Origin of the sequence: Bradyrhizobium pachyrhizi (assembly GCF_029714545.1) — a bacterium.
GTDB classification, from domain to species: Bacteria; Pseudomonadota; Alphaproteobacteria; order Rhizobiales; family Xanthobacteraceae; genus Bradyrhizobium; species Bradyrhizobium pachyrhizi.
Window position 1 is genome coordinate 7,364,338 of the sequence record NZ_CP121667.1, and the last position, 24,021, is coordinate 7,388,358.

The following is a 24,021-nucleotide window of genomic DNA, read 5'->3' on the forward strand; positions in this document are numbered from 1 at the left end:
GAGAAAATGCTGACACACCCCACACTCCACCTGCTTACCCGGCTCGGCCTTACCGGCATGGCCGAGGCCTTCACGAGCCTCACCGACAACGAGGATGCCCAGGGTCTCGCTCATGCCGAATGGCTGGCGCTGTTGCTGGACCATGAAGCGACTTGGCGTAACAACCGGCGCCTGGCGCTTCGTCTTCGCAAGGCAAAGCTGCGTCATCATGCCGTGCCCGAGGACATCGACTACCGCGCTCCCCGTGGGCTCGACCGCCGCCTGTTCGACATGCTGCTCAAGGGAGACTGGATCAGGAACCATGAGAATTGCGCCATCGTCGGGCCAACCGGCGTCGGGAAAAGCTGGCTAGGCTGTGCGCTCGGCCACAAGGCCTGTCGGGACAACCACTCTGTGCTTTACACCCGGTTGCCGCGGTTGATCGAAGAACTGGACCTTGCCCGGGGCGATGGCCGACTCGCCTCGCGGATGAAGAGCATCGCCGCCGTCGAGCTCCTCATTTTGGATGACTGGGGCCTCCAAGCCATCGACGCCAATGCCCGTCATTATCTGCTCGAAATCCTCGAAGACCGCTACGGCCGTCGGTCAACACTCGTCACCAGCCAGCTTCCAATTGCCAAATGGCATGAGCTCATAAATGACCCAACTTACGCGGATGCCATACTGATCGCCTGCTTCACAACGCTCACCGGCTCGATCGCGCGCAGGTGAAGTACCCGATCGTCAAGGCAATTGGCACTTTCGTTAGCCGGCGGTCAAGCGGCCGCCGAAGAGATCACGTCTGATGTTTGATCGTGGTCGCTCGAGGGAGCGAAGCTGACCGGACGCGCACCCCCAACAGTGCTGTAGCGGCCGGTCAGCTTCGCGGGCTGCAGTCTCGGTCTTCATCGGCCGCCCGCGTAATCAAGGCCGAGGAAGAACGGGGCGGGCGACGCATGGAGTCAGAGCAAGCAGTCACTATGGCCATTCAATCTCCCTTTGGGTGCATGGGAAACGCTGAATGTTCAATAGATCGCGGCGCCAGCGCCGACGTTGGTCGACGCATCCTTTATCGTCTCCACGATGAATTCGATCTGGTTGCTCGTGAGATGAGCGTGAAACGGCAGCGCCACGGCGCGATCGGCGACCTTCTCCGTGACCAAGAACTCGCCACGCCGATAGCCGAGTTCAACGTATTGGCACTGCAAATGCAATGGATGGCAATAAGCGGCGGCTTCGATCTGCTCGAGGCGCAGATCATCGATAATGGCATCGCGGCTGGATCGCGTGAAGCGAGTCCCGAGATGGACGAGATAGAGGAACCAGTTCACCTCGGTCACATCGGGGCCGATATAGGGCGGCTTGATGCCCTCAAATGATTGCATATGCGCATTGTACAGCTGCTCGATCAGCCGGCGTCGCTCCAAGATGTCATCGAGGCGCTTTAGCTGCGCAAGTCCCAATACTGCTGTGAGATCGCTCATGCCGGCTTGGTAAGGTGCCACGCTGCCGACGACAACGGACGAACGCTCATCCAGCCGGTGCGCGCGATGCCGACGCAAGCCAACGACCACCTCTATATCGTCGCTCACCACCATTCCGCCTTCGCCACAACTTAAGCCCAGCGGCTGGGCAAAGTCGAACACCGCGATATCGCCAAAACGGCCGACGAGTTCGCCCTTGTATCTCGATCCGATCGCCTCGGTGGAATCCTCCAAAAGCGGCAGCTGATGGCGCTGCGCGATCGCGCGCAGTTCCGACCATGGCGCCGGGTGGCCGTTGGGATTGCCGGCGATGATCGCTCCTGTACTGGAGGTGATACGCTCTTCCACCTTCGCCGGAGCCAATGCGCCGGACCAATAGTCAACGTCGGCAAATACCGCCCGTGCGCCCGCAAGACGGATGGCGTGGACTGTTTCACGCATCGAATAGGGCGATGCGATCACCTCCTGTCCGGGCCCGATGCCAAGTGCTTTCAAGGCAATCAGAAGCCCAAGCGTGCCGCTCGGGACGGCAACGGCATATTTGCGGCCAAGATAGCTGGCGAAAGCTTGCTCGAATGCCTCGGTGACCGGCCCATTGGAAATTCGAGGCGAACACAGCAGCGTTTCCACGGCAGAGAGTTCCGCAAAGGTGATATCGGGGTCGGAGAGCGAGATGAAGGATTGATCCGCCACCGCCAGGCGCGTGGCCGCGTTGTGATCCCTTGCTAGTCCAACGCCCATCACCACCCAGCATTCCTTTTGGCCAGCACTATGCCGATTGCCCGCGCCGGGTCGGCCGTAATCTGCATGCAGTGGTCGGATCCATCGACCAGATGCAGGTCAAAACCCGGAAAGCGGCGGAACGGCTGCTCCGTCACGTCGGACGCATCACAGCGTACGCAGGCGAGCTGCGGAAAGCGGCGCCGCAGTTCAACGACCGGGCCTGTATCGGCCTCAGCCGCCGCAATTAGCCGTTCGATTTCGATCAGTTCGTCAGGGCCGAGTGCCATTATGGCTCCTATAACAGGTCCGAAACGGGCGTCATTGCCAGAACAGCCGCTCAGGATCCGCATTCAATTCGTCGAGTGCCGAAGCCAGCCGATGGTAAATGCTGTAAAATTCCCAGATTCCCTGCGCATGATTTTTGAAGAATGTCTTCCAGGCCCCGCTCGCGACATCGTAGAGGATCAGCGCGACATCGATCAGGCCACCGTCCTTAGCAATATTGCCCGAGCAGCAGGGGCTCTCGATGAGGTAGCCTCCTCTTACCGGCGTCACATTCGGCGAGACAAAGCGATAGCGCATGCGCGAACTCAGGGCGCGCTCGATCCGCTTGCGATCGAGCTCGTTCGGGTGTGGGATCGGCCCGGTCACTACCTTTCTCATTACCGCGGCATTCATCGCCAACGCCTCCTTTCAAAGCGCTTTGATTTCGTCCTCAAAGCAGCCGATAATCAGCCGCTCGCCAAAATCAACGATATAGATCGGCACGCTCTCGTCCGTATGCATGGAGACCCGGATGATTTCGCCGATCTGTCCAGCGCCGATCAACACCCCATCGGGCGGCGCATTGGGGAACGACTCGTCATTGATGATGTCCATCGCGGTTTTGATACGCTGGCCTGATCGATATTTCGGAACCTCTGGCCCGATCATGATATGCCCTCTTCTTCCGGCAACGGCGGATCATCGACCTCTGCGCCCGCGCCAGCCGAATCGAGTTCTTTGCGCTTCATGCCGACGCGATAGCCGCTTTCCAGAAATGCAACGCCATAGATATAGAATTGCTGGAGGAACGTGCCGATCGAGACGACGTAGCCAATCTCGCCTTTTCTGACCAAGACCTCGCCGATCTCTTTGCCGGGATAGGTACCATCATTGCGGACCGAACGATTGGCGCGCACCTTTTCACCAAAGCTGAAGCAAGGAGGCTCGCTTAGCTCGACCACGTCGTGGTCGCGGACGATGTTGCTCATGCAGCCATCCCTTGCGGACTTTTAAGAAAGAGCTACCACGCGAGCGCAAGCCTAGCGATTGCCCGCTGCGCCAGCTTCATCGGCAGCTTTCTTGTTCGAATGGACGACCTGTGCGATTGTCGGACGGAATGCCTGGTTCAGGGAAAGGCAGGTCGATTACCGGGAGCAATGTCGGCCAAATCCAGGGGGACACCGCCGCGCAGCACGCAGCGTTCGGCATTGAGAAGTAATTTTCGGCCATTGCGCTCGGCGACTTGCTCGCCGGGCTTGGCGTACCGGCGCAACGTCGATATCGGCGAACAATCCGGAACGAGCGCGTTCTATGACGGCGAACGAAATTTGGAATTTTGGTGCCAGCAAGGCGCAGCCAACTCGTAAGCGTTTCAGCGCCCGGTCCAAGCGTGACGTTCATGGGGCTCTCCCATTTAAGCCGACGCCTGGCGGCGCGGCCATGAAGTGTCGACGACGCAGGTGTCGTCGACCGGACAAACCGCAACACATTGCGGCTCGTCGAAATGGCCGACGCATTCGGTACATTTCTTCGGATCGATCGTAAACGTTCCGCTCTTCTCGGAGATTGCAACGTTCGGACATAAGGGCTCGCAGGCTGAGCAGCCCGTACATTGCGAAGCGATGATCTTGAACGGCATTCGCCATCTCCTCACGCCGCCGAGGTGAGAACTTTCCGGCGGATTGCCGCATCATCTTGCTTGACGTGCATCGTCTCACCGCTTCGCAGCTTGTCGAGATAGCAGCGGAACCAGCCGATCACCGACTTCTCGATGAACTCATGCGCGTATTGGTCGACCGGCTCGATGCCGGCCTTGAGCAGATTTCTCTTCGGGCAGTCGCCGATCTTGGCTACGAACACAGCATGGCAATCCTTGATGGCGCCGGTGATGTTTGAAAGCCTGTCCTCCTCGCCGTGTCCGCCCTGGCAGTAGACCTCGGCTCTGCGGTGGCCGACGAATTTGGCGCCGGAGGTCGAGAGTTCGTAGACTTGGAACTCCTTGGCATGGCCAAAGTGCTCATTGATCAGGCCCGAGCCCTTGGTCGCGACCGCGACCAGAAGTGTGATCTCGCTCTTCTGTCCAGCGAGCTCCGCAAGCTCCTCCCGCCCGGCCGCGATCTTGGCCGCGCGCTGATCCTCGACCTTGGCCTGATAGGCCCGGCGCATTTCAGCGTCATAATTGACGTCCATGGCCATGATCCTCTCGGTAGTGAAGTCCGCGCGGCGATCCTCGCCCAGCAGGCCGACCGCGTCGGCGCGACACTGGCGGCAATGCCGCATCACCCTCGTCTCAGCTTCACAAGCATCTTGCAGCGCTTTCAATTCCTGCGCCGTCGGACCCCGCTGGCCGCTCAGGCCGAATACCGTGCCATGCTCAGATGCGGAGATCAGCGGCATGATGTTGTGCAGGAAGGCACCCCGTGACTTCACCGTTTTGTTGACCTCGACCAGGTGCAGGTCGTTGATTTCAGGAATCATCACCGAATTGACCTTGCACAGGATGCCCCGTTCCGTGAGCATCTGAAGGCCTTGCAGCTGACGATCAATGAGTATCCTGGCGGCTTCGATTCCAGTGTGCCGCTTGTGGTTGAAGAATATCCACGGATAGATCTTGGCGCCGATTTCGGGATCGATCGTGTTGATTGTAATGGTGACATGGTCGACATTGGCGCGAGCGATGCTATCGACGTAGTCTGGAAGTGCCAGTCCGTTGGTCGATAGACAGAGCTTGAGGTCCGGCGCCGCCTTGGCGATCAGTTCGAACGTCTTGAAGGTCTTTTCCGGGTTGGCCAGGGGATCGCCGGGTCCGGCGATTCCAAGTACGGTCAGCTGCGGAATGCTGGTGGCGACGGCAAGTACTTTCCTCACGGCCTGTTCAGGAGTGAGCTTCTCGCTCACCACTCCCGGACGCGACTCATTGGCACAGTCGTATTTGCGGTTGCAGTAATTGCACTGGACGTTGCAAGCCGGCGCCACGGCGACATGCATGCGCGCGTAATGATGATGCGCCTCCTCGCTGTAGCAGGGATGGTTCTTCACCTTTTCCCAGATTTCTTTCGGTAGATCGCCTTGACCAGCCCGCGATCCGCAGTTGGTGCTGGGGCCGCTGTGCGGGGTGCGGCAACCCTTATGCTCGGCGATCTCACCGATATACTCCGCAACTCCGGCACGTCCTCCGCGCCCCGCGACCGCGTCCATCATCAGTTCTCCCTGCACGGCAAATAGGTTTCTCAGGACGAGCCCTGAGCGAACCACAAGGAGGGAGTAGCAACCTCCGTGCCATCGCGACGGACGATGCCATTTCTGAACGGTGTCAATGATTTGGCGCACGCGATCCGCCTCGTTGCAGGTACCGCAGTGATGTTCCCGCATGTAGGAAAACCGACACTATCACTGGCCGCGAGAGATGCCATTGACGCACCTATTCGTTCACGGCCTGAGGGCGTGCAGAAACCGCTCTCACCCACGACCGCATTTGCTGACCATCTCTGCCCGCCAAACCGGCCGGCGCCGTCGGCTTGAATTGGCAGCGCCACTAGCTGGCGAGCAATAGCTCCACCGCGCGCGGGAGCTCAATTGCGAGCGGCATCAAGCCTTGCTCGACGAGAAAGCTGAGTTCGTTGCGCGAAAGCGCTTGCGGATCGACAATCACGTAATGGACCTCGGACGAGCGCTTGGTGATCTGCCGTGCATAGGTGCGCAACAGCTGGTCATTGAAGCGACATCCGATGAACAGAAAACTCCGCCGGGTCCGTCTTTCCTTGATAATGTCGGGAATCGGCGTTTGGATGTCGATCTGCGTCAGCACCTCGACATAATCGGCGTCAGATATCAGAAAGTTCTTTGCCGGCTCTACGCTGCCATGCGGCTTGTACAGCACCGTCGCCCAATTGCGAGCCGCGGCGCCGTCGACCTCTTGGCCTGCCGATTCATAGAAGCGATAAAAGTGGTCGGTATAGAGGCCGGCGCGGCTGATACCCTGCACCTCGCCCCATCCATCGCGCTCGCCGAGCGCCGCACGCATGGCGCTGTCGTACCAGGTATCGACGATCATCGGCGGCGATAGAGACGCAAGATGATGATGCAGCGCCGTCGGCTCGACCGGTACAGCAAAGGCCTGAGCCATTAACCTCGTCAGGGTGAGACGATGTTTGTTACTCTCGATATACTGCGCCGACGCCCACGCATTGCCCTTGGCCCGTCGCGGCAGTGCAACCTTGGTGGCAAAGAAGGCGGCCAATGCCTCAGGTGTCGTCGGGACATCCGGCCGGGACAATTTGGCAAGGCCAGGCCCAAGGTAGGGAATAACGCTGCCCGCACTCAGTCTGGCCGCGAGTTCAGTGAGAATCGCCTCCGTATCGGCTGCACTGGCAAAATCGATGCGCGGAGGCGCCTTCATCGCTCGTCGCCGCTTTCGCCGCGCTTCCTAGCGTTGATCGTGATCGGCAAGGGAGTGTCGCTTGCCATCTTGGGCAGGTCGAGTACCCAACCATTGGCGATCCTGATCCAACCGCCCCAAAGCGTCTCATACTCGGACTCCACGATTGGCTCTTCGAGATCTTTCTTCGGCACGTAAATCGACAAACCCGTGTCCGGAGAGCGGCGTATCATGATTTTCATGACGTCAACTCCCTGGACTGCGACGCATCGCGGGGTGCACTGGAATACTCCCGCGACATGGCGCGCAGCCGAGCCACGATGTCAGACAGCATGTGCGCGACCCGAGTGACCTCTTCGACGGTAGTTTCACGCGACAGGGAGAATCGCACCGCCCCGCGCATGCTGCTTGCCGGCACGCCCATGGCGCGCAGAACATGAGATGGCTCCAATGAGCCGGAGCTGCAGGCCGATGCGACGGAAGCGGCAATGCCGACACGATTGAGATGATGCACAATGCTTTCGCCCTCGAGATGGTCGAAGGCGACGTTTGTCGTGTTCGGCAGCCGGCTATTGAGATCGCCGAGCACTGAGCAACCGCCGTTATGCAAGATGGCCTGCTCCAGCCGATCGCGCAAGGAGCCAATGCGAGCGCGCTCCGGCTCGAGCCGTTCCGCCGCAAGCTCCGCAGCTTTGCCGAGACCGACGATGCCGGGGATATTCTCAGTTCCCGCGCGGCGCCCTCGCTCCTGCGATCCGCCCCAGATCAGCGGCCTGAATTTTGTATCTTTGCGCAAATAGAGCGCACCGACGCCTTTGGGACCGTGCAGCTTGTGAGCGGACAGCGACAGCATGTCGATAGCGCTGTCGCTCAGGTCGATGGCCACCTTGCCTATGGCTTGCACCGCATCGGTGTGAAACAGGGCGCCCGCCGCGCGCGTCAAGCCGGCCAGGAACTCAACAGGGAAAATCGTGCCGGTCTCGTTGTTGGCCCACATGACCGACGCAATCGCGGTGCGTGGTCCAAGGGCCCTGCGGAACGCCTCGATGTCGAGCCGGCCCCGCGAGTCTACGCCGATCACATGCGTCGTGACGCCGTTTGTCGCCAAATGCTCGACCAGGGTAAGAATAGCCGAATGCTCAACGGAGGTCGTGACGATCTCGTCGCGCCCGTCCTGCGTTGCAAGCGCAGAGAGGATGGCAGCGTTGTTTGCCTCGGTTCCGCCGGAGGTGAAAATGATCTCGTGATCGTAGGCACTGCCTAACAATCCCTGCAGGCTGCGGCGCGCCTGTTTCACGGCCTTCGCGACCTCGCTGCCAAACGCGTGCGCAGAAGAGGCATTACCGAATTGCCCGGTCAAGAATGGCAACATGGCTTGGACGACGGCGGGATCCGCTCGCGTGGTGGCATTGTTATCGAGATAAATCTGCATTCAGGGCCTCGCTCAAACCCGTGACCTGGCCGCGGCGGCAAGTGGGATGAGGCCGACGAGTTTGCCTATCCTTTCGATCAGGCGCGCCTGAATGCGTTCGAGCGTCCGGCCGGACAGCTTGCGGAGCACCGAGACGCCAGTCAGCTTGACGATGCTCCTTCCGCGGCCAATCTCGACGAAACGGCCATCGCTGCCATCACATCGCAGATGGGGCCGGGTCTTCTCGGTCACAGCGCGGATGGATTGCTCACGATTCTTTTTGGCAATGAGCGGGTGCCTCAGTGGCTCGGGGACAAGCATGATTTGTTCCCTTGTCATCAGCTGAATGATTTGCCGCAGGAACAGATCGAGCCGGCATTCGGATTATCGAAGATAAATCCCGAGCCTTCCGGCTTAACCACGAAATCGATCGTCATGCCGGCGAGATGATCACGACTCATATTGTTGACGAAGACCTTGATGCCGTCGCGCTCAATCACGGTCTCGTTGGGGTTCGCCTGCTCAGCCAGGTCCATTGCATATTTGAATCCGGCACATCCGCCGGCTTCAACCATGATCCGCAGGCCGCGCGCTGGCTGCGCCGACGTTCCGAGCACGCTCTTGACCGCATTCAACGCGCTGTCAGTCAGATTGATCATCACTCATCCTCCACTTAACTGAGTTGAGCTTGCGAATTGGCAATTCGCATGCCAGCGACTCCAGCCTTTGACAACACTGACCTTTTCGGGCCGCTCCGTTTGCTTTGCAACACATGTCGGATTCCTGACAAGGGTATGGACAGCGCGGCGGCGAGCCGGCTTCCTTGTGTATTGCGCTGACACGGCATGAGGCGCGTCACGGCAACGAATTTGCATCACGCCTTGTGCCGCCGGCCCCGTCCGGCGATCCCGTTCGACGAGGCCGACCAGCATGCAACATACGCCCCAAGAACCAGAATGCTCACCGCGGGTTTTGATGGACCCGGTCTGCGCAGACGCTGACTTCATTCAGCTTGTTTTTCATAATGATGACGACACGCCTGTCGGTTTCGTCGTGCGCCTGCTGCGCGAGGTGTTCGGAAAGCAGCAGCGGGATGCTGTTGCACTTGCCGAGTTCGTCTGGCAGCAGGGCAAGGCCGTCTGCGGCCCCTACCCGCCCTCAGTTGCGAAAGCGCTGATAGAGGAAGCACAGAAGCGCATTCGCGCCGCAGGATTTCCCTTGCTGATCACGACTGAAGCCGCAGGCAAGGCGGATACAGCCGACCTGTCCGATGTGCAATTTGAATATGCCTGTGATGCGCTGGACTGGCACTTTGCAAACTTCTTGCCGGGAGAACTCGCCACCACGGCGCGGCATTTGCCGGCCTATATGCGCGCCGATGTTCAGGTCGCGATCGACAAGCTTTTTGCTGACCCAATCCGCTTCTTTGGCGCGTACGAGCGGCATTGGGACGAGGCACTTTCATTCGCTCGAATGAAACGCCGTGGATCTGATGCGATTTCACTTGTGCCGCCGCAATTCGACGAGATCGATACGGGCGAGCTGGCGCCAGCCAAATGTTTGCGTAACGGCTTGTGGCTTTGCCAAGCGAGCGAATTCCCATACGCCGTCGTGCTCTCGCATGATCGCGAGTTTGGCCGCGAGACCCGGATCCGCATTGAAATAATCGTTCCTGCGCGCGATACCGGCGACAGCTTCGTACAATGCTGCTTTGATGAACTGGAAAAGACCATCCGCTCTGCGTGCGCATATCGTGGCAAAATCATCTCGCTCGACGAAGGTGCGGATTGCGCCGGCCGCATCAGCGGTGTGACGCTACATCGGCTGCCGCAGGTCAAACGTGAGGACGTCATCTTGCCCGAACGGGCACTCAAGTTGCTCGATCGCAGCGTGTTGGGATTCGTCGATGCCCGCGATGAACTCCGCCGTCTTCGCCAGTCGACCCGCAGGGGCATTCTGCTCTATGGCCCGCCCGGCACTGGCAAGACCCACACGGTCCGTTATCTCGCTACTAACCTGCCGGGATACACCACGCTGATCATCACCGCCGAACAGCTCGAGCTGCTGAGCGCCTATATGACACTGGCGCGCCTGCTGCAGCCGACAATGGTCGTGATCGACGATGTCGATCGAACCGCCAGCAACCGCAGCATTTTGGCAGCATGCGAGGTGTCCTTGCTGAGCAAGCTGCTGAATGAAATAGACGGCTTGAAGGAGGATGCCGATATCCTCTTCGTGCTCACCACCAACCGCCCCGACCAATTCGAGGTCACTCTAGCCGATTGCCACGGCCGCATCGACCAAGCGATCGAAATACCGTTGCCAGATGCAGCCAGTCGCGGCAAGCTGATCAGGCTCTACAGCGGAGGCCTACCGCTTGAGGGGGAGATCATTGCCGAAGCCGTACGCAGTACCGAAGGGGTCAGTGCCATCTTCATCAAGGAGCTGATGCGGCGCGTCACACAATCAAGCATTGCGCGTGATGGCGGACATTCTGTGATCACAGCCGATGTCCACGAAGCGCTCGATGATATGTTGTTCGCCAGCGGCCGGCTTAACGCGAAGCTGCTCGGCGGACCCCAGGCGATCGCCGCGGGGGCACGAAGCGGAGCGACTGGCGCAATCGAAACCCCTCGAAAATCAAGGAGAGCGCGGCATTAAGCCGAGTGCCCATTGGCACGTCCGCAGACGCGCAAGAGGAGGACACAGAGCGCTGCCGCCAGGACTGGATAGGATTCGTGGAGGGCCGTTGGCGAACCAAACCACCAAGCGTTGCAATTGGAACACGCCAGCGTTACGACCGAACCGACAAAAGAAGCGGATCCATTTGCGCTGCAGCCCAGGCGGTCCAACAATGCTTACATTTTCGAAGCACTGATGCGGCAACGCGCGTCGCTTTTCTGACGCGCTTGTTCGGCGATCGCGCCTACATGCGCATTTCGCCAGAAATGCCCTATGAACCGCTCCGTTTGCAACGGCAAGACCTTTGCATTGATGGTCCCGCCGGCGAAAACGTGTCCGGCAATCAGCTCAGATTGAGGACAATCTTCATGACTGCAATCGAGAACACCCCGCTCGGCCACCTGGAGAGGGAGGGGCGCCTGCTCAACGCCGTACTCAAAGGCGGGACCACTAGGCCGGGCCGGTTTGGCTTTCGCGGCGATATCGCACTGAAGTTCCAGGTACAGGTCGCGGACGAGAAGCGGCCGCCGGACTATTCGATCGAGCAGGTTCTGACGGTCGCCCAGGAAGGCGAAAGCACTATTCCGGTGCTGGCCGGCTATCTGCACTCCCTCGCTTATCTTGCTGATGTCGCAAACGTGCTGGACGGCGTGCTCGGCCCGAAGGGCCGCTATTTTATATTTTGCAATAACATTGACCTGTTGGCGAAATACCGAACCAAACTCGGCAATGTCACCTTCCACGTGCTGCCATGCGATGAATCCACAGTCTGGAAGGAGATCATGGACCTGGTCGGAGTCAACAAAGATGACATCAAAAAGCTGGACGCGGGCGGCAAGCTCGACTACCTGCTCGACGCGGCAAAGGAGCTCGATGCGTCCTATGAAGAGATCTCCTACGACGACGCACTGAAGAGAATGGCGCCTGTGAAGAACCGTAACGAAAACCGGCCGGTCTGAGCTCGCCGCTTCAGCTCTCGCCGGCGCGATCCTCCTCGGCAAGTCGCACGCCGATGACGCAGATGTCGCCGTCCAGAACCGTCAACGCGACCGGCGTGAGTTCTCTGCCCTTACAAGGGCCGTCGACACAGCGGCCAGTGCCAAGCTCGAAGGTTGAGCCATGCTTGCCGCACATCAGCCGGGTTCCGAATGGATCGAGGAATTCGTTACGCTCCCAGTCCAGATTGACGTCGTTGTGTGGGCATTTGTTGAGATAGCCAAGCACCTTCTTGCCCCAACGCACCACAATGATGGACCACGGCCTGTGCTTGCCGTCCTCACCGACGATCATGAGATGGAAGCCCATGGCCCGGCGGCTTGGAATATCATTGAAGCCGCAAATCGCATAGACGGTATTGGGCTGCACCTCTTGCTTGGTCATAATCATCAGCCCTTTCATTGATCACCCTGCGTCAGGTGCAACCATCATGGCGGTTACCGGATCGACCGCTTTTCTGAGGAACCCAACTCACCGCGCCGCAAGCGACGTCCGCAAGCAATTGGGGCCGGACAACGATCGACGAGTCTGCGCGAGCATTCGGTTCTGTCGCGCGCCGCAGACCCATCTTTCGCGGTTACTGAAGTAGTTTTTCTGTTGGCCTGCCATTTTTCCAAGTCCGTGCTGGACGAGCTAAATCAGCACTTCGGCACTCAAATACGCTCTTCAATGTTAAGCAAACCGGAGGCTCGTGACTGTCATTTCTCTCCTCCAAAATATCTTTCGAATCGCGGATGGGTTGGGCACATCAGGAAGGATCCGTATTGTCACCGACCAACAATGGGCGGTTCGATGGCAAGCATGTACGCGACGGCCCTTCATGCAATCAACGCTCTCTATTGAGTATCGAGGTTTGTCCGAAAAGGCTTGTCGACCAATGCGTCGTATATCCTGCTCAATGACTCGGTTAAGCGAAGTGACATGCGCCTCGGAGACGTGGCTTTGCACGGCTGCCATGTTGAATGCCATCTCGCCAGGGATGATCGGTCGTTTGCTGACCTCGGCGACTGCCGTCTCGTCATACGGTAAAGTCAAAACCTGATAGGTTTCAGGACGGCGATCTGCGAATTTGTCCGAACCGAGCGGGTGCCGCTTGTTGCCGGCAAGGGTCGGATCAATGTCGCTGACGGCCATGCCATGAGTATCGTAGGCAACCTTTGCCCGGAGATTTCCGGCAGAGTCGACAATCATGCTTCCGCCTGGATAGTAGATCGAGCGTTCCTGGCCGGACTTGGTGGCCGCACAAATCCAGACGCCGTTCTCAAAGGCCCGGGCCGGACGCCACATGTCGGCCTGATCGACGTAGTCCACTCATCTGGTTCACGATGGGCCTAAGAATGGAGAGGCGGACATATGCGCTCCAGCCGCGTTTTCACAAACGTGGGTCTGACAATTGGTCGGACAAACCCTGGCGCAGGCGCCGCAGCCGATGCAGGCGCCCTGGTCATTCATGACCATGATTTTCTTCTCGACCTCATCATCGTCGTCGAGTTCAACAAGTTCGCCGTCCTCATTGACTCCCTTCAATGTCATGACGTCACGACCGCAGACCTTAAAGCAGCGGCCACAGCCGATGCACTTCTTTGCATCGATCGCGCTCAGATAGTCCGGCGTCCAGTCGCGCCCGTCGCGCGTTGCAAATGACATGATGGGGATCCCCTCTACGCCTTTTCCAGTGCCTTCAGATCCTGGCTCCTGCGCTCGAGTTCGGCGTAGGCATCGTGCGCCTTCTGGGCCACCGCCATGATCGAAGTCCAGTTGACGGGCAATTCTTCCGAAAGGTCGTGCAGATCCATTTTGGCCTGCAGCGCTTTCGACGACAACTTCTTCAATTCTGCCATCAGTATCTCGCGATCGCTCATGCGCGCCCCTCAATAGTTCGCAACTTCGGGGAATTTCCTGATCATCTTGATTCCATCCCGGACATACTTGTTACCTTCACTCGCAAGCTTTGCGAGATTGTCGAATCCGAAGCGATGCACATCCCGAAGCTGCTTGTTCACCGCGATCAACCGCCCCGCGATCAGCACCATGCGACCAAAGCCCTCATGGTGCATCTTCAGCATCGGTTGGATCATCACATCGGTCGCCTTCTCGATCGAAAGGGCGACGGCATTGAAGAACAGCTCGAGCCGCCAGACCGTATCCGGATCGGGATCGCCGAGGACCGGCAGTGCGCGTCGCTTGTCCTTGTCCAGGATATAAGGCTCGAGGAGGTCGAGATCGCTCTTGCCGGCCCAGGCCCCGCTCATGTCCTCAGCCCGCCAAATCCTGACCAGCTCCTTGACGAACGGTGCATCGAGCCCGCCGGCGGATCGCATTACGTCTGCAGCCTCGGTCATGTGATCCTCATTCGTCTAAATCGAATGTACGCTTCTTGTCCTTGGCCAAGGCTTTTCGTAGCCATGGCGGGGGCGTTCCCTTCAGCACGCGCTCGAGCTTTTCAAGCAGCACCTGAATACTTTCGGGCTTGGTGACTCTGATGGGATGGATGTTTCTGGCCACGACTCGCGCAGCGCCGGAGCCTCCGATGGCACCGACATAGAGGATAGCGCAATCCTTGATCGCTTCGATCTTGGGCGTCAGCTTGTCCTCGTCGCCGTCTTCCTTCAGTTCGCCGTCGAACTGAACCGCTTTCAGAAATACGTGTCCCCCTGGCCCGACATCGTAGACGGCGATATTTTTCGCCCAGCCAAAATGCGCATCGACGCGCCTGAGGTCTTGGGTAGCGAACGCAACTTTCATGCAATCGACCTCTCTGTTGAGTCGATAGGACTTGGTTGGTCGGGTCGCAACGGCAGCGTCGAGCTCCGCCAGCTATCGGGCGTCGGGGCATGATTCTCCTCGCGGTCGGCGATCACCAGATTGGCGATATCGAAGATCAGATCGCGCGTGCCCCGATAGCCGACGGATAGCTGGTGTCCTGCCCCAAGCCGGTCAAACATCGGAAAGCCCGCCCGATAGAATGGAATCTTAAGGCGTGTCGCGGCTTGCCGACCATGCGAATGCGTGATCAAAAGATCGCAATTCCTGGTCCTGGCAAGCTCTTCCAGGTCCTCCAGATCGCCGATCTGCACCTCTTTGGTCTTGATCTGCTCCAGCACCGCCGACTGCGTGGTCGTCACGGCCGCCGTTACACGTGCGCCCAACTCGTGCAGCATGCTGGACAGGTCAAGCAACAGGTCAGGTTCCGCACCGATCGCAAGTCTGCGGCCGCCGATCTGGAAATGCGCGTCCAGCATCGCATCGACCAGCTGCCCGCGCTGGCGCCGATACCTCGCTGGAACAGGGCGGCCGCTGATCTCGCTCAAAAAGGCGATGAAGTCATCATTGGGAACCAGGCCGCACAGCCGCTCAAACAGCCGAAAAGGCACCCCGGCCTTCTCTTGCATGGCCTCTGCCGCCCGCCGCATCTGCGCACCGATCGCAATTGTCCAGCCGGCTCGGCCCATGCGCGCGACTTCATCGACCCCAATGCCGCCGGTCGTCGTCGACGTGAAGCGATCGGGAATATGCCCATCCAGCGAACCCGCCAGGTCGGGCAGGAACGATGGCTGCAGGCCGAAATGCTCAAAGATGATCCTCAGTTCGTCGAGATCACCTGGCGTGAGGTGACATCCTGGAAGCACATTTATCTGCGTAGGATTGCGCTCGGCCTCCATCGCGGGCGCCTCGACCAGCACTTCGACCATACGCGCAACCGCTTTCCCCCAGCCGTCCTGGAATGCGTCCTTGAAATCGGGCGTCGAGACATAGACCAGAGGAAGCTTGTCGAGCTGCGGATGCTTCTCCCGGATCAGCTTGATGTAGGCGTCGACATCGTCGCCGTTGGTTTCGGTCACGCCGGTCGAACAGATCCCGATGATCTCCGGCTCGGCGCGCTTGTGGATATTGAGTATCGCCTGCTCGACATTTTCATAGCCGCCGAGCACCGTCGTCACCTCGCTCATCGCTGTGGTCTGCAGCGGAACCGGCTCCTTGAAATGCCGCACAAACAGTGTGAGCCCAAAGGACGTGCATCCCTGTGGGCCGTGCAGAAGCGGCATCGCTCCGCGAAGCCCCATAAAGGCGAATGCTGCGCCGATCGGCTGGCTCATCTTGAGTGGGTTGACCGCACAGGCCTTCTTTGACGCGGTGACAAGGACCATGACGCCACCCTATCCCGTGGCCTGCAGCGCGGCCGGCCACCAGGAGATCGGCCTGCCTGCCAGGATGTCCTCGATCCGCCGTCTGCAACAGCCACCGACCGCGGCGGTATGCTGTGTGACCGCTTCGACACTGGTCAGGTTGTGCGCGCGAATCGCATCTTCGATCGTGCCGAGGTCGACCGTATTGCAGAAGCAAATCCTTCTCGCGCGCAGGGTCTTCTGCGTCAGTGCCCGGTCGGCGACAATCTCAATCGGCTGCACGTCGAGCTGCGCCATCGCTCGGGTCTGCCTATCGTCGGCCGCACGGTCCCACGGCGCCGGTCGACGCAATTGCTCCCACATCGGGTTGAACAGCGCTTTGTCGATCTCCTCGACCAGCTTGACGATGCCGATATAGCCCATATAGGCGTGGCAGCGCTCCTGGTTGATATCGAGCCATGGCATCGCCGCTTTCAGCGCGACGAACTGCGATTTGCCGCCCGAGAGCATGATGTCTGCTTTCGCGTCCTTCAGCATCGTGTACATTTCGCGCGGAGTCATGTCCTCGATCATATGGGCGTCCTGCCCCATCAAACGCTTGATGCGCTCCTTGTCCTCTTTTGTGGATTTCTTCACGCTGGTTCCGACCAGTTCGAGCCCGGCTTCCTGCAGCGCGGCAACGACCGACCAGGACTTGACGCCGCCGGTCATCAGCAAGATCTTTTTGCCTTTGAAGCGTGGCCTGTACGGTTCGATTGCGGCCCTGGCCCGCGCTTCCTCGCGCACGATCACCGCCTCGGTGCGTCCGATCAGGTCTTCCGGCGCGCCGCGCTTGACCAGGAGCTGCGCAATCTCGCGCAGTGCGTCGCTGGAGTCCTGGATGCCATAGAAAGAGCCCTCGAAGAACGGGATGCCGTAACGCTCCTCCATCTTGCGCGCGACATTGATCATCGCCCTTGAGCACACCATCATCGCAGCGCGCGCCCGATGCGAGGAGGCCACTTCGTGGTATTTGCCATCACCTGCGATGCAGCACAGGATGCGGATACCGAGTTCGTCAAACAGCGGCTTGACCTGCCAAAGCTCGCCGGACAGATTGTATTCCCCGATCAGATTGATGTCGTAGGGTGTAGTGGTGTCCGGCTCTTGCGTTCCGATGACATGCTCCAGCAAGGCCTCGCCGGCCAGCTTGTTGCCGAGATTCTTGGAACCGACAAAGCCCGGCGAATTGACGGGGATAACCGGCTTGCCAAATTTCTGCGAGGCAGCCTTACAGACCGCGTTGATGTCGTCGCCTATCATGGCGGGAACGCAGGTCTGATAGACGAAGATGGCCGGCGGGTCGCACTTGTCGATAATCTGCTTGATCGCCTTGTAGAGCCGCTTCTCGCCTCCAAACACAATATCGGTCTCGGCCAGATCGGTCGTAAATCCAGTGCGCCACAAGTTCGGTCCTGATGATGCCGAGCCGCGATTGTCCCACGAATTGCCTTCGCACGCGATCGGGCCATGCACCAGATGGGCAACGTTGGTAAAAGGTTGCAGTGCGACCTTGGCGCCGTCGAAGGCGCAGCCGCCGGCGGCGCTGCCGGGCTGCAGCTGCTTGGCGCAGCCCTTGTTCCGCTCGGCCTGCGACTTGTTGGTATTCTTGGCGCAGCCCGGCTCGTTGAAGACGTCTTGGAGCGTGGCTGGTAGCGAACTCATCCGGCTTTTCCTCTCACGCTATCTGGAAGGCTTGCCCACGCCGCGCTTCTGCCACCGCCGATATTGTCCGGCGATGGCACGCGCGTTGATCCTCATCAACGAATGATGTCGAAGCTAAAGTCGGTCTTGCCGAGGACGTTCGTCTTCTTGTCGATCTCATCGAAGATCTTGTCGAGAATCTTCACCAGCGCGTTCATGCCGCCCTGATAGCCCCACACCGGCGAGCGGTGATGGTGATGGCGATCAAAGATCGGGAAGCCGATCCGGATCAAGGGAACGCCGGTGTCGCGTTCCAGATACTTGCCATAAGTGTTTCCGATCAAGAAATCGACCGGTTCGGTGAACAGCAGCGAGCGCATGTGCCAGAGGTCTCGACCGGGATAAGCGTGGCAGTTTTTCCCGTAAGGCGAGCTCGCAAATAGCGTCTGCATTTTCTCGTCCCAGGCCTTGTTGCCGTTGGTGGACAGCACATGCGTTGGTTCGGCGCCGAGTTCGAGCAGGAAAGTAGCTAACCCATGGCAGAGGTCCGGATCGCCATAGATCGCGAACTTTTTGCCATGGATATGCGCGCTGGAATCAGCCATCGCATCGACCAGGCGACCGCGCTCACGAGCGAGCTCCTCCGGAATCTCGTTGCCGCTGATGCGCGACAACGCCATGAGGAATTCATCGGTTGCGGATACGCCCACTGGATAGTTGAAAGCCAGGACCTCCTGGCCATGGTCGGCAATGAACGGCAGCGTCTTTTCCGTGCACCACTGCTGCATGGAGATCGTTGCCTTGGCGTGAAGGGCATTCGCGGCGTCTTCCAGCGAGGTGCCGCCGTCATACATGCGGAAGTCGCCGTCTGTCGGTGTATCGAAAACGTCGGAATTGTCGGCGAGGATGGTGTATTCGATCCCCATCAGCTCGAAGATGCGCTTGATCTCGCGAAGGTTGCCGACAGTATAGCCGTCGAAGCCTCCGATGAGGTTGATCTTGCGGTTCGGCTTGCGCTCAAGCTTGTCTGCTGTTCCGGCCTTGCCGTCCCAGAAATGCTCCAGGATTCCCTTGAGTGCATTGTCATAGCCGGTGACATGACTGCCGACAAACGCCGGGGTGTGTGCGAACGGGACGTCGAAATCCGCTGGTACCGAGCCTTTTTCCTTCGACGTTTTGATGAAGGCGTTGAGGTCGTCACCGATCACCTCCGCCATGCAGGTGGTGGAGACCGCAATCATCCTGGGCTTGTACATATTGTAGCTGTTGGCGAGCCCATCGATCATATTGTTCAGGCCGCCGAATACCGCAGCGTCTTCCGTCATCGACGAGGAGACGCAGGAGCTCGGCTCCTTGAAGTGCCGCGACAGATGGCTGCGGTAATAGGCCACGCAGCCTTGAGAGCCATGTACGAAAGGAAGCGTACCCTGGAAACCGACGGAGGCGAACACCGCGCCGAGCGGCTGACACGCCTTGGCCGGGTTTATCGTCAGAGCCTCCCGCGCGAAGTTCTTTTCGCGATATTCAGATGTCTTCGTCCACTCCTTGATGCGTTCGACCTCGGCAGGATCGCGCGGATTCTCAAACATCTTCTTGTTGTCCAGCATCTGCTGGTATTCCGGCCCGCGAAACAGGTCGAAGTGATCGAGCACATGGTCTGCACTCTGCGCCATGGTAAAGCCTTTCAGGTATCGTGATTAACGTCGTCCCGTCTCTTGGCAGAGAGCAGGGTTGCTTCGCGTCATTCTGCGGCCAAGAGCTTCGGCCTTGGCACGTCCTTCCAGGGCGCCTTCAATTTCTTCCAAATCGGCGAATTGACCGCCATGTCCATGTCGCGCGCGAAGATCGCAAACCCATCATAACCGTGATATGGGCCCGAATAGTCCCAGGAGTGCATCTGCCGGAACGGCACACCCATCTTCTGAAACACGTATTTTTCCTTGATCCCCGAGCCGACCAGGTCGGGCTGGATCTTCTCGACGAAGCGCTCGAACTCGTAACCATTGACGTCGTCGTAGATGAGCGTGCTGTCTTTCACGTAGTGCTGGGCGGTACGCTGGTAGTCATCGTTGTGTCCGAACTCATATCCGGTGCCGACGACTTCCATGCCGAGGTCTTCGTATGCGCCGATCACGTGACGCGGACGCAATCCGCCGACGAACAGCATCACCGTCTTGCCCTCCAGGCGCGGTCGATATTTTGCGATCACGGCATTCACAAGCGGCTGGTACTTTTCGATCACCCGCTCGGCGCCCTCCTTGATCTTGTCGTCGAAATAGCCCGCGATCTTGCGCAGTGATTCTGCGATCTTTGCAGGCCCGAAGAAGTTATATTCGCACCAGGGAATACCGAACTTCTCTTCCATGTGGCGCGAGATATAGTTCATCGAGCGGTAGCAATGCAGAATGTTCAGCTTAGCCTTCGGCGTCGCCTCGAGCTCGGCCAGCGAGCCGTCGCCGGACCACTGAGCAATCACGCGCAGGCCGATTTCCTCGAGCAGAATTCGAGACGACCAGGCGTCGCCGCCAATATTGTAATCGCCGATGATTGCGACATCGTATGGACTCGGCTCGAACCTCGGCTTGCCCTGTGGGCCACCCTTATCGAAGATCCAGTCGCGCACCGCATCATTTGCAATATGATGGCCTAGCGACTGCGAAACGCCACGAAAACCTTCGCAGCGGACCGGCACGATGGTTTTGCCGCCGAATTCCTTGGACTTCGCTCTGGAGACCGCCTCGATATCATCGCCGATCAGGCCGATCGGGCATTCCGACTGGACGGTGATGCCGTTGTTGAGCGGGAACAGCTCCTGGATCTCATCCATGACTTTGACGAGCTTCTTGTCGCCACCGAACACGATATCCTTTTCCTGGAAGTCGGAGGTGAACTGCAAGGTCACGAAGCTATCGATGCCCGTCGTACCCACGTAATAGTTACGGCGCGAACCCCACGAATATTGGCCGCAGCCAACCGGGCCGTGGCTGATATGAACCATGTCCTTGATCGGCCCCCAGACCACGCCCTTGGAACCCGCGTAGGCGCAGCCGCGAATTGTCATCACGCCGGGGATGGATTTGATGTTGGACTTGACCCCGCAGTCCGACCGGCCGGCCTCGTGAATGTTAAGGTGCTTGGCGCGTCGTTTGGCGGTCTTCTCCGGGTAGACCTTCAACACCTCCTCGATCAGCTCTTTGTTGCGCGCCCTGATCTGTGCGGTGCTATAGGTCGTGGCGAGACTCATGGCGATGTCCTTTTAAGATTTCCTGTTGCAACGGCGGCTCTTGGCCACGACTTTTGCAACGTGTGTGCCAGCTGAGCGGGAACGAAAAATTCGTATTATTTCCAATGACTTAGCGCGCGCCACGCGCAGCGGCGGACAGTTGTTGCGAACCCGACATCGCCCGGTCCAGACCAGGTGTCCGTTCGGCCGTGTTCGAAACAAAACAAGGCGAGCTCGGCCGTGATATGGGCCACCAAAACGCCGATGACTAGCTTGTGATCCGGCATGACTTGAGCGGAGCCACCGCGAGGCGAGCAAACCGCACCGCAGCTCGGCCCATTCGGCTTGCCAGGACCAAGGCGCCAAAAAGCCGGTAAGTGCTCAGCTTCGTCGGTCGCGGAGCTGCGCACATCCTGCATGGTCATACCGCTCGCCGCGCAATCTCATCGGGCCGCACAGCGAGCCAGATCGCGGCAAACTCGGCCGCTCAGGAGAACAGGCGCTCCGCCTTGATCAGCGCGCGCGCGAGCGTATCGATCTCTTTATATGTGTTATAAAGAGCAAAGGAAGCGCGGCACGTCGCAGGCAAGCCAAAGCGCGCGAGCAACGGCATCGCGCAATGAGTCCCGGCGCGCACCGCGACCCCGGAGCGGTCAATGACGGTCGCGATATCGTGCGGATGCGCGACCTTCATGTCAAAGGACATGATCGCGCCCTTCTCTGCCGCCGTTCCGATGAGGCGCAGGGACTCGATGCTCTGCAGCCTTTCCTGCGCGTAAGCCAGCAGTGCGCTCTCGTGCTTGCGGATCCGCGCCTTGCCGATCGAATCAATGAAGTCGATAGCCGCGCCCAAACCGATCGCCTGGACGATCGGCGGCGTGCCTGCCTCGAACCGGTGCGGTGGATCACCATAGATCACGCCCTCGCGCGAAACTTGGCGGATCATCTCACCGCCCCCATTGAACGGTGGCATCGCCGCCAGATTGGCATATTTGCCGTAAAGCACGCCGATGCCCGTTGGCCCATACATTTTGTGGCCCGTCATGACGTAGAAATCGCAATCAATGTCGCGGACATCGACATCCAGATGGACGCCCCCTTGTGAGCCGTCGACCAGCACCGGAATGCCGCGGGCATGCGCGAGACGGACCACGTCCTTTACCGGAACCAGCGTGCCGAGCGTGTTCGACATCTGGGTGATCGCAACGATTCTGGTGTGCGAGTTAAGGAGCTTTTCGAACTCCTCGATCAGGAAGTTGCCCTCGTCGTCGACCGGCGCCCACTTGATCACGGCACCATGGCGCTCCTTCAGGAAGTGCCACGGCACGATGTTCGAGTGGTGCTCCATGATCGAGAGAACGATCTCGTCACCCGGCATGATGCGCTCACGGCCAAAGGTTTGAGCAACCAGATTGATCGCCTCGGTAGCGCTGCGGGTAAAGATGATCTCTTCGGTTCGATGTGCGTTCACAAACTGCGCTACCTTGGCCCGCGCGCCCTCATAAGCCTCGGTCGCGACATTGGCGAGGTAATGCAGCCCGCGATGCACATTTGCATATTCGCTGCAGTATGCCTGCATCATACGGTCGAGTACGACCCTGGGCTTTTGCGCGGATGCGGCATTGTCGAGATAAACGAGCGGCTGGCCATGGACCATCGTGGCGAGCGCGGGAAACTCCTCGCGCAGACGATCGACGTCGTAGCCACCATTGCTAACCGCAGGATGCGTGTTCATCGCCGCGCCTTGAGCCAACGGTCGGTTTGCGCGGTCGCAAAACCGCGTAAACTATCGTTGGCAATCTCCTCAATCGCCTCACCAAGGAACGCCCGAATCAGCAGCGCTTGCGCATCGTTCTCGGACAGACCGCGAGCGCCCAAATAAAACAGGAGACTCTCATCCAACCCGCCTGATGTCGCTCCGTGGCTGCAATTCACATCGTCGGCAAAGATTTCGAGCTCTGGCTTATTGTCGGCCTCGGCCTGGTCTGACAGGAGCAGCGATCGCATCGTCAGTTTGGCGTCGGTCTTCTGCGCGTCGGGACGAGCGATGATTCGCCCCTGGAACACCGAGCGGCCGGCCCCATCAGCGACCGCACGAAAATTCTGACGGCTAACGCAGTGCGGCGCGGCATGATCGACCACGAGTGTCGTGTCTGCGTGCTGCGCCTCCATGAGCAGGTTGACGCCGTTCACGGAAAGCTCTGCCCCTTCGCCCGCCAGCGTGATGAAATCCTGATAGCGGCTGACGGCGCCGCCGCGGACCGTGTCGAACAGATTGAGTTTAGCCCTGGACCCAACTGCGATGATCTCCGAGGAGATATTCACTGCGTCGGGCGCATCTGCCCTCACGCGAAGATACGAGAGGCCAGCCTGATTGCCAACCAGCACGATTTTGACATTGTTGGCCTGATAGCCGCATGCGCTTTCGGCCGCGACAAAGCTTTCCAGTACGGTTCCCTGCGCGCCATCATCGAGGTGCAGATACGAGCGTGTAAAGTGAGATGCCGCGGAGGCGGTTGCAACGTGAATGACATGAAGCGGACGCCTCAGCGCCTTGCCTTCCGCGATCGTCACCACGACGCCATCGGTTGCCATCGCAGTATTGAGCGAGATCATCGCATCAGCGGTCGTCGACAGCACCAAGCCGGCCATTGCGTCGCTCTCGGCGCTTTCCAGAACCTCGCGCAGCGTCCGTACAGCGACGCCCTTTCCGAGCTTGGCGAGATCAGACAGGCTCGGTACGAACATACCATCAACCAGCACGAGCTTGATTGCACCTTCGAATGCTGCTTGCTGGACCGCAACCTGCGCCCTCCTTAGCGCGGACGCATCTGGCGTGTCAGCGAGCAGCAGCACATCGCGCATCAATACGCGCAGATCTGTGTACTTCCATTCTTCGACGCGCCGGTGTGGCAGGCCGACCCGCTCGTAAGCCTCAAATGCTCTCGCGCGAATGTCGGCGATACGACCCACGCCGGGCAAGCGCCCGCGCGCAGCCGCGAAGACACTGCTCGCCCGCTCCGCATTGTCTTTATCCTCCCGCATAGCCTTAGCCAGAACCAGATCCATCC

26 protein-coding genes and 1 pseudogene are annotated in these 24,021 nt (G+C 59.3%); 3 read left to right on the top strand and 24 right to left on the bottom strand.

The genetic code is table 11. The features are described 5' to 3' along the window. Nucleotides 1-6 precede the first annotated feature (6 nt). Nucleotides 7-785: pseudogene (gene istB / locus QA639_RS34740) on the top strand (IS21-like element helper ATPase IstB). 219 nt (nucleotides 786-1,004) lie between these two features. On the opposite strand, the gene QA639_RS34745 reads toward istB, so the two are convergent. The 12 genes from QA639_RS34745 to QA639_RS34800 all read right to left on the bottom strand — a co-directional run bounded on the left by QA639_RS34745 (nucleotide 1,005) and on the right by QA639_RS34800 (nucleotide 8,898). Continuing rightward, the gene (locus tag QA639_RS34745; protein ID WP_283090669.1) at nucleotides 1,005-2,204 is read right to left on the bottom strand and encodes a DegT/DnrJ/EryC1/StrS family aminotransferase; all 1,200 of its coding nucleotides are present in this window, start codon (nucleotides 2,202-2,204) and stop codon (nucleotides 1,005-1,007) included. Beyond that, the gene (locus QA639_RS34750; protein ID WP_283088364.1) at nucleotides 2,204-2,473 is read right to left on the bottom strand and encodes a DUF6129 family protein; all 270 of its coding nucleotides are present in this window, start codon (nucleotides 2,471-2,473) and stop codon (nucleotides 2,204-2,206) included. Before QA639_RS34750 ends, QA639_RS34745 begins: the two co-directional genes overlap by 1 nt. 31 nt (nucleotides 2,474-2,504) lie before the next feature. Further along, entirely contained in the window at nucleotides 2,505-2,864 is a 360-nt protein-coding gene (locus QA639_RS34755) for a DUF3024 domain-containing protein (RefSeq protein WP_283088365.1), read from the bottom strand. 15 nt (nucleotides 2,865-2,879) lie between these two features. After that, entirely contained in the window at nucleotides 2,880-3,119 is a 240-nt protein-coding gene (locus QA639_RS34760; protein WP_283088366.1) for a nitrogen fixation protein NifZ, read from the bottom strand. Beyond that, nucleotides 3,116-3,439, bottom strand: a complete 324-nt coding sequence (locus tag QA639_RS34765) for a nitrogen fixation protein NifZ (RefSeq protein ID WP_283088367.1) — start codon at nucleotides 3,437-3,439, stop codon at nucleotides 3,116-3,118. The genes QA639_RS34760 and QA639_RS34765 overlap by 4 nt, the downstream gene beginning before the upstream one ends. 425 nt (nucleotides 3,440-3,864) lie before the next feature. Continuing rightward, nucleotides 3,865-4,089 (bottom strand): 4Fe-4S binding protein, encoded by a 225-nt coding sequence (locus QA639_RS34770; protein WP_283088368.1) that lies wholly within the window; start codon nucleotides 4,087-4,089, stop codon nucleotides 3,865-3,867. Between the two features lie 11 nt (nucleotides 4,090-4,100). Next, on the bottom strand, nucleotides 4,101-5,648 hold the full coding sequence (gene nifB / locus QA639_RS34775) for a nitrogenase cofactor biosynthesis protein NifB (protein WP_283090670.1): 1,548 nt from the start codon (nucleotides 5,646-5,648) through the stop codon (nucleotides 4,101-4,103). Between the two features lie 337 nt (nucleotides 5,649-5,985). Beyond that, a complete protein-coding gene (locus tag QA639_RS34780; RefSeq protein ID WP_283088369.1) occupies nucleotides 5,986-6,849 on the bottom strand; it encodes an SIR2 family NAD-dependent protein deacylase in 864 nt (287 codons plus the stop codon). Next, complete coding sequence (gene nifT / locus QA639_RS34785) at nucleotides 6,846-7,070, bottom strand: putative nitrogen fixation protein NifT (protein WP_283088370.1); 225 nt, start codon at nucleotides 7,068-7,070, stop codon at nucleotides 6,846-6,848. Before nifT ends, QA639_RS34780 begins: the two co-directional genes overlap by 4 nt. Further along, complete coding sequence (gene nifS, locus QA639_RS34790; protein WP_283088371.1) at nucleotides 7,067-8,260, bottom strand: cysteine desulfurase NifS; 1,194 nt, start codon at nucleotides 8,258-8,260, stop codon at nucleotides 7,067-7,069. Before nifS ends, nifT begins: the two co-directional genes overlap by 4 nt. A gap of 12 nt (nucleotides 8,261-8,272) precedes the next feature. Further along, entirely contained in the window at nucleotides 8,273-8,560 is a 288-nt protein-coding gene (locus QA639_RS34795) for a NifU family protein (RefSeq protein WP_283088372.1), read from the bottom strand. A gap of 17 nt (nucleotides 8,561-8,577) precedes the next feature. After that, entirely contained in the window at nucleotides 8,578-8,898 is a 321-nt protein-coding gene (locus QA639_RS34800) for a HesB/IscA family protein (protein ID WP_283090671.1), read from the bottom strand. Nucleotides 8,899-9,169: 271 nt separating this feature from the next. Here QA639_RS34800 and QA639_RS34805 point away from each other — a divergent pair, with 271 nt between their 5' ends. After that, nucleotides 9,170-10,900, top strand: a complete 1,731-nt coding sequence (locus QA639_RS34805; protein WP_283088373.1) for an ATP-dependent Clp protease adaptor ClpS — start codon at nucleotides 9,170-9,172, stop codon at nucleotides 10,898-10,900. A gap of 389 nt (nucleotides 10,901-11,289) precedes the next feature. Beyond that, entirely contained in the window at nucleotides 11,290-11,880 is a 591-nt protein-coding gene (locus tag QA639_RS34810; RefSeq protein WP_283088374.1) for a hypothetical protein, read from the top strand. A 10-nt stretch (nucleotides 11,881-11,890) separates the two neighbouring features. Here QA639_RS34810 and QA639_RS34815 read toward each other — a convergent pair whose 3' ends face one another. From QA639_RS34815 to sufD, 12 genes are all read right to left on the bottom strand, one after another. After that, a complete protein-coding gene (locus QA639_RS34815) occupies nucleotides 11,891-12,319 on the bottom strand; it encodes a Rieske (2Fe-2S) protein (RefSeq protein ID WP_283088375.1) in 429 nt (142 codons plus the stop codon). A gap of 270 nt (nucleotides 12,320-12,589) precedes the next feature. Then, complete coding sequence (locus QA639_RS34820; RefSeq protein ID WP_283088376.1) at nucleotides 12,590-13,228, bottom strand: nitrilase-related carbon-nitrogen hydrolase; 639 nt, start codon at nucleotides 13,226-13,228, stop codon at nucleotides 12,590-12,592. A gap of 9 nt (nucleotides 13,229-13,237) precedes the next feature. Continuing rightward, a complete protein-coding gene (gene fdxB, locus QA639_RS34825) occupies nucleotides 13,238-13,564 on the bottom strand; it encodes a ferredoxin III, nif-specific (protein WP_283088377.1) in 327 nt (108 codons plus the stop codon). A gap of 14 nt (nucleotides 13,565-13,578) precedes the next feature. Then, nucleotides 13,579-13,779, bottom strand: a complete 201-nt coding sequence (locus QA639_RS34830; protein ID WP_283088378.1) for a CCE_0567 family metalloprotein — start codon at nucleotides 13,777-13,779, stop codon at nucleotides 13,579-13,581. Nucleotides 13,780-13,788: 9 nt separating this feature from the next. Further along, a complete protein-coding gene (locus QA639_RS34835) occupies nucleotides 13,789-14,259 on the bottom strand; it encodes a NifX-associated nitrogen fixation protein (protein ID WP_283088379.1) in 471 nt (156 codons plus the stop codon). A 7-nt stretch (nucleotides 14,260-14,266) separates the two neighbouring features. Then, nucleotides 14,267-14,662 (bottom strand): nitrogen fixation protein NifX, encoded by a 396-nt coding sequence (gene nifX, locus QA639_RS34840; RefSeq protein ID WP_283088380.1) that lies wholly within the window; start codon nucleotides 14,660-14,662, stop codon nucleotides 14,267-14,269. Then, nucleotides 14,659-16,065, bottom strand: a complete 1,407-nt coding sequence (gene nifN, locus QA639_RS34845; protein ID WP_283088381.1) for a nitrogenase iron-molybdenum cofactor biosynthesis protein NifN — start codon at nucleotides 16,063-16,065, stop codon at nucleotides 14,659-14,661. The genes nifX and nifN overlap by 4 nt, the downstream gene beginning before the upstream one ends. A 9-nt stretch (nucleotides 16,066-16,074) precedes the next feature. Next, entirely contained in the window at nucleotides 16,075-17,748 is a 1,674-nt protein-coding gene (nifE, locus tag QA639_RS34850; RefSeq protein ID WP_283088382.1) for a nitrogenase iron-molybdenum cofactor biosynthesis protein NifE, read from the bottom strand. A gap of 95 nt (nucleotides 17,749-17,843) precedes the next feature. Continuing rightward, nucleotides 17,844-19,400, bottom strand: a complete 1,557-nt coding sequence (gene nifK / locus QA639_RS34855; protein ID WP_283088383.1) for a nitrogenase molybdenum-iron protein subunit beta — start codon at nucleotides 19,398-19,400, stop codon at nucleotides 17,844-17,846. A gap of 68 nt (nucleotides 19,401-19,468) precedes the next feature. Beyond that, nucleotides 19,469-20,971 (bottom strand): nitrogenase molybdenum-iron protein alpha chain, encoded by a 1,503-nt coding sequence (gene nifD / locus QA639_RS34860; protein WP_074124739.1) that lies wholly within the window; start codon nucleotides 20,969-20,971, stop codon nucleotides 19,469-19,471. A gap of 466 nt (nucleotides 20,972-21,437) precedes the next feature. After that, complete coding sequence (locus tag QA639_RS34865; protein ID WP_283088384.1) at nucleotides 21,438-22,685, bottom strand: cysteine desulfurase; 1,248 nt, start codon at nucleotides 22,683-22,685, stop codon at nucleotides 21,438-21,440. Next, a complete protein-coding gene (gene sufD / locus QA639_RS34870; RefSeq protein ID WP_283088385.1) occupies nucleotides 22,682-24,019 on the bottom strand; it encodes a Fe-S cluster assembly protein SufD in 1,338 nt (445 codons plus the stop codon). The genes QA639_RS34865 and sufD overlap by 4 nt, the downstream gene beginning before the upstream one ends. Between the last annotated feature and the right edge of the window lie 2 nt (nucleotides 24,020-24,021).

Excerpts from the sequence above, each read along its gene's own strand:
- nifE (WP_283088382.1), bottom strand. The coding sequence starts at position 17,748 with ATGAGTTCGCTACCAGCCACGCTCCAAGACGTCTTCAACGAGCCGGGC.
- QA639_RS34765 (WP_283088367.1), bottom strand. The coding sequence starts at position 3,439 with ATGAGCAACATCGTCCGCGACCACGACGTGGTCGAGCTAAGCGAGCCT.
- QA639_RS34835 (WP_283088379.1), bottom strand. The coding sequence starts at position 14,259 with ATGACCGAGGCTGCAGACGTAATGCGATCCGCCGGCGGGCTCGATGCA.
- QA639_RS34800 (WP_283090671.1), bottom strand. The coding sequence starts at position 8,898 with ATGATCAATCTGACTGACAGCGCGTTGAATGCGGTCAAGAGCGTGCTC.
- QA639_RS34750 (WP_283088364.1), bottom strand. The coding sequence starts at position 2,473 with ATGGCACTCGGCCCTGACGAACTGATCGAAATCGAACGGCTAATTGCG.
- QA639_RS34805 (WP_283088373.1), top strand. The coding sequence starts at position 9,170 with ATGCAACATACGCCCCAAGAACCAGAATGCTCACCGCGGGTTTTGATG.
- fdxB (WP_283088377.1), bottom strand. The coding sequence starts at position 13,564 with ATGTCATTTGCAACGCGCGACGGGCGCGACTGGACGCCGGACTATCTG.
- QA639_RS34795 (WP_283088372.1), bottom strand. The coding sequence starts at position 8,560 with ATGCTTGTCCCCGAGCCACTGAGGCACCCGCTCATTGCCAAAAAGAAT.
- QA639_RS34745 (WP_283090669.1), bottom strand. The coding sequence starts at position 2,204 with ATGGGCGTTGGACTAGCAAGGGATCACAACGCGGCCACGCGCCTGGCG.
- QA639_RS34780 (WP_283088369.1), bottom strand. The coding sequence starts at position 6,849 with ATGAAGGCGCCTCCGCGCATCGATTTTGCCAGTGCAGCCGATACGGAG.
- nifD (WP_074124739.1), bottom strand. The coding sequence starts at position 20,971 with ATGAGTCTCGCCACGACCTATAGCACCGCACAGATCAGGGCGCGCAAC.
- nifK (WP_283088383.1), bottom strand. The coding sequence starts at position 19,400 with ATGGCGCAGAGTGCAGACCATGTGCTCGATCACTTCGACCTGTTTCGC.
- QA639_RS34815 (WP_283088375.1), bottom strand. The coding sequence starts at position 12,319 with ATGAAAGGGCTGATGATTATGACCAAGCAAGAGGTGCAGCCCAATACC.
- nifT (WP_283088370.1), bottom strand. The coding sequence starts at position 7,070 with ATGAAAATCATGATACGCCGCTCTCCGGACACGGGTTTGTCGATTTAC.
- nifX (WP_283088380.1), bottom strand. The coding sequence starts at position 14,662 with ATGAAAGTTGCGTTCGCTACCCAAGACCTCAGGCGCGTCGATGCGCAT.
- QA639_RS34830 (WP_283088378.1), bottom strand. The coding sequence starts at position 13,779 with ATGAGCGATCGCGAGATACTGATGGCAGAATTGAAGAAGTTGTCGTCG.
- QA639_RS34760 (WP_283088366.1), bottom strand. The coding sequence starts at position 3,119 with ATGATCGGGCCAGAGGTTCCGAAATATCGATCAGGCCAGCGTATCAAA.
- nifS (WP_283088371.1), bottom strand. The coding sequence starts at position 8,260 with ATGCAGATTTATCTCGATAACAATGCCACCACGCGAGCGGATCCCGCC.
- nifN (WP_283088381.1), bottom strand. The coding sequence starts at position 16,065 with ATGGTCCTTGTCACCGCGTCAAAGAAGGCCTGTGCGGTCAACCCACTC.
- QA639_RS34755 (WP_283088365.1), bottom strand. The coding sequence starts at position 2,864 with ATGAATGCCGCGGTAATGAGAAAGGTAGTGACCGGGCCGATCCCACAC.
- nifB (WP_283090670.1), bottom strand. The coding sequence starts at position 5,648 with ATGGACGCGGTCGCGGGGCGCGGAGGACGTGCCGGAGTTGCGGAGTAT.
- QA639_RS34810 (WP_283088374.1), top strand. The coding sequence starts at position 11,290 with ATGACTGCAATCGAGAACACCCCGCTCGGCCACCTGGAGAGGGAGGGG.
- sufD (WP_283088385.1), bottom strand. The coding sequence starts at position 24,019 with ATGGATCTGGTTCTGGCTAAGGCTATGCGGGAGGATAAAGACAATGCG.
- QA639_RS34770 (WP_283088368.1), bottom strand. The coding sequence starts at position 4,089 with ATGCCGTTCAAGATCATCGCTTCGCAATGTACGGGCTGCTCAGCCTGC.
- QA639_RS34865 (WP_283088384.1), bottom strand. The coding sequence starts at position 22,685 with ATGAACACGCATCCTGCGGTTAGCAATGGTGGCTACGACGTCGATCGT.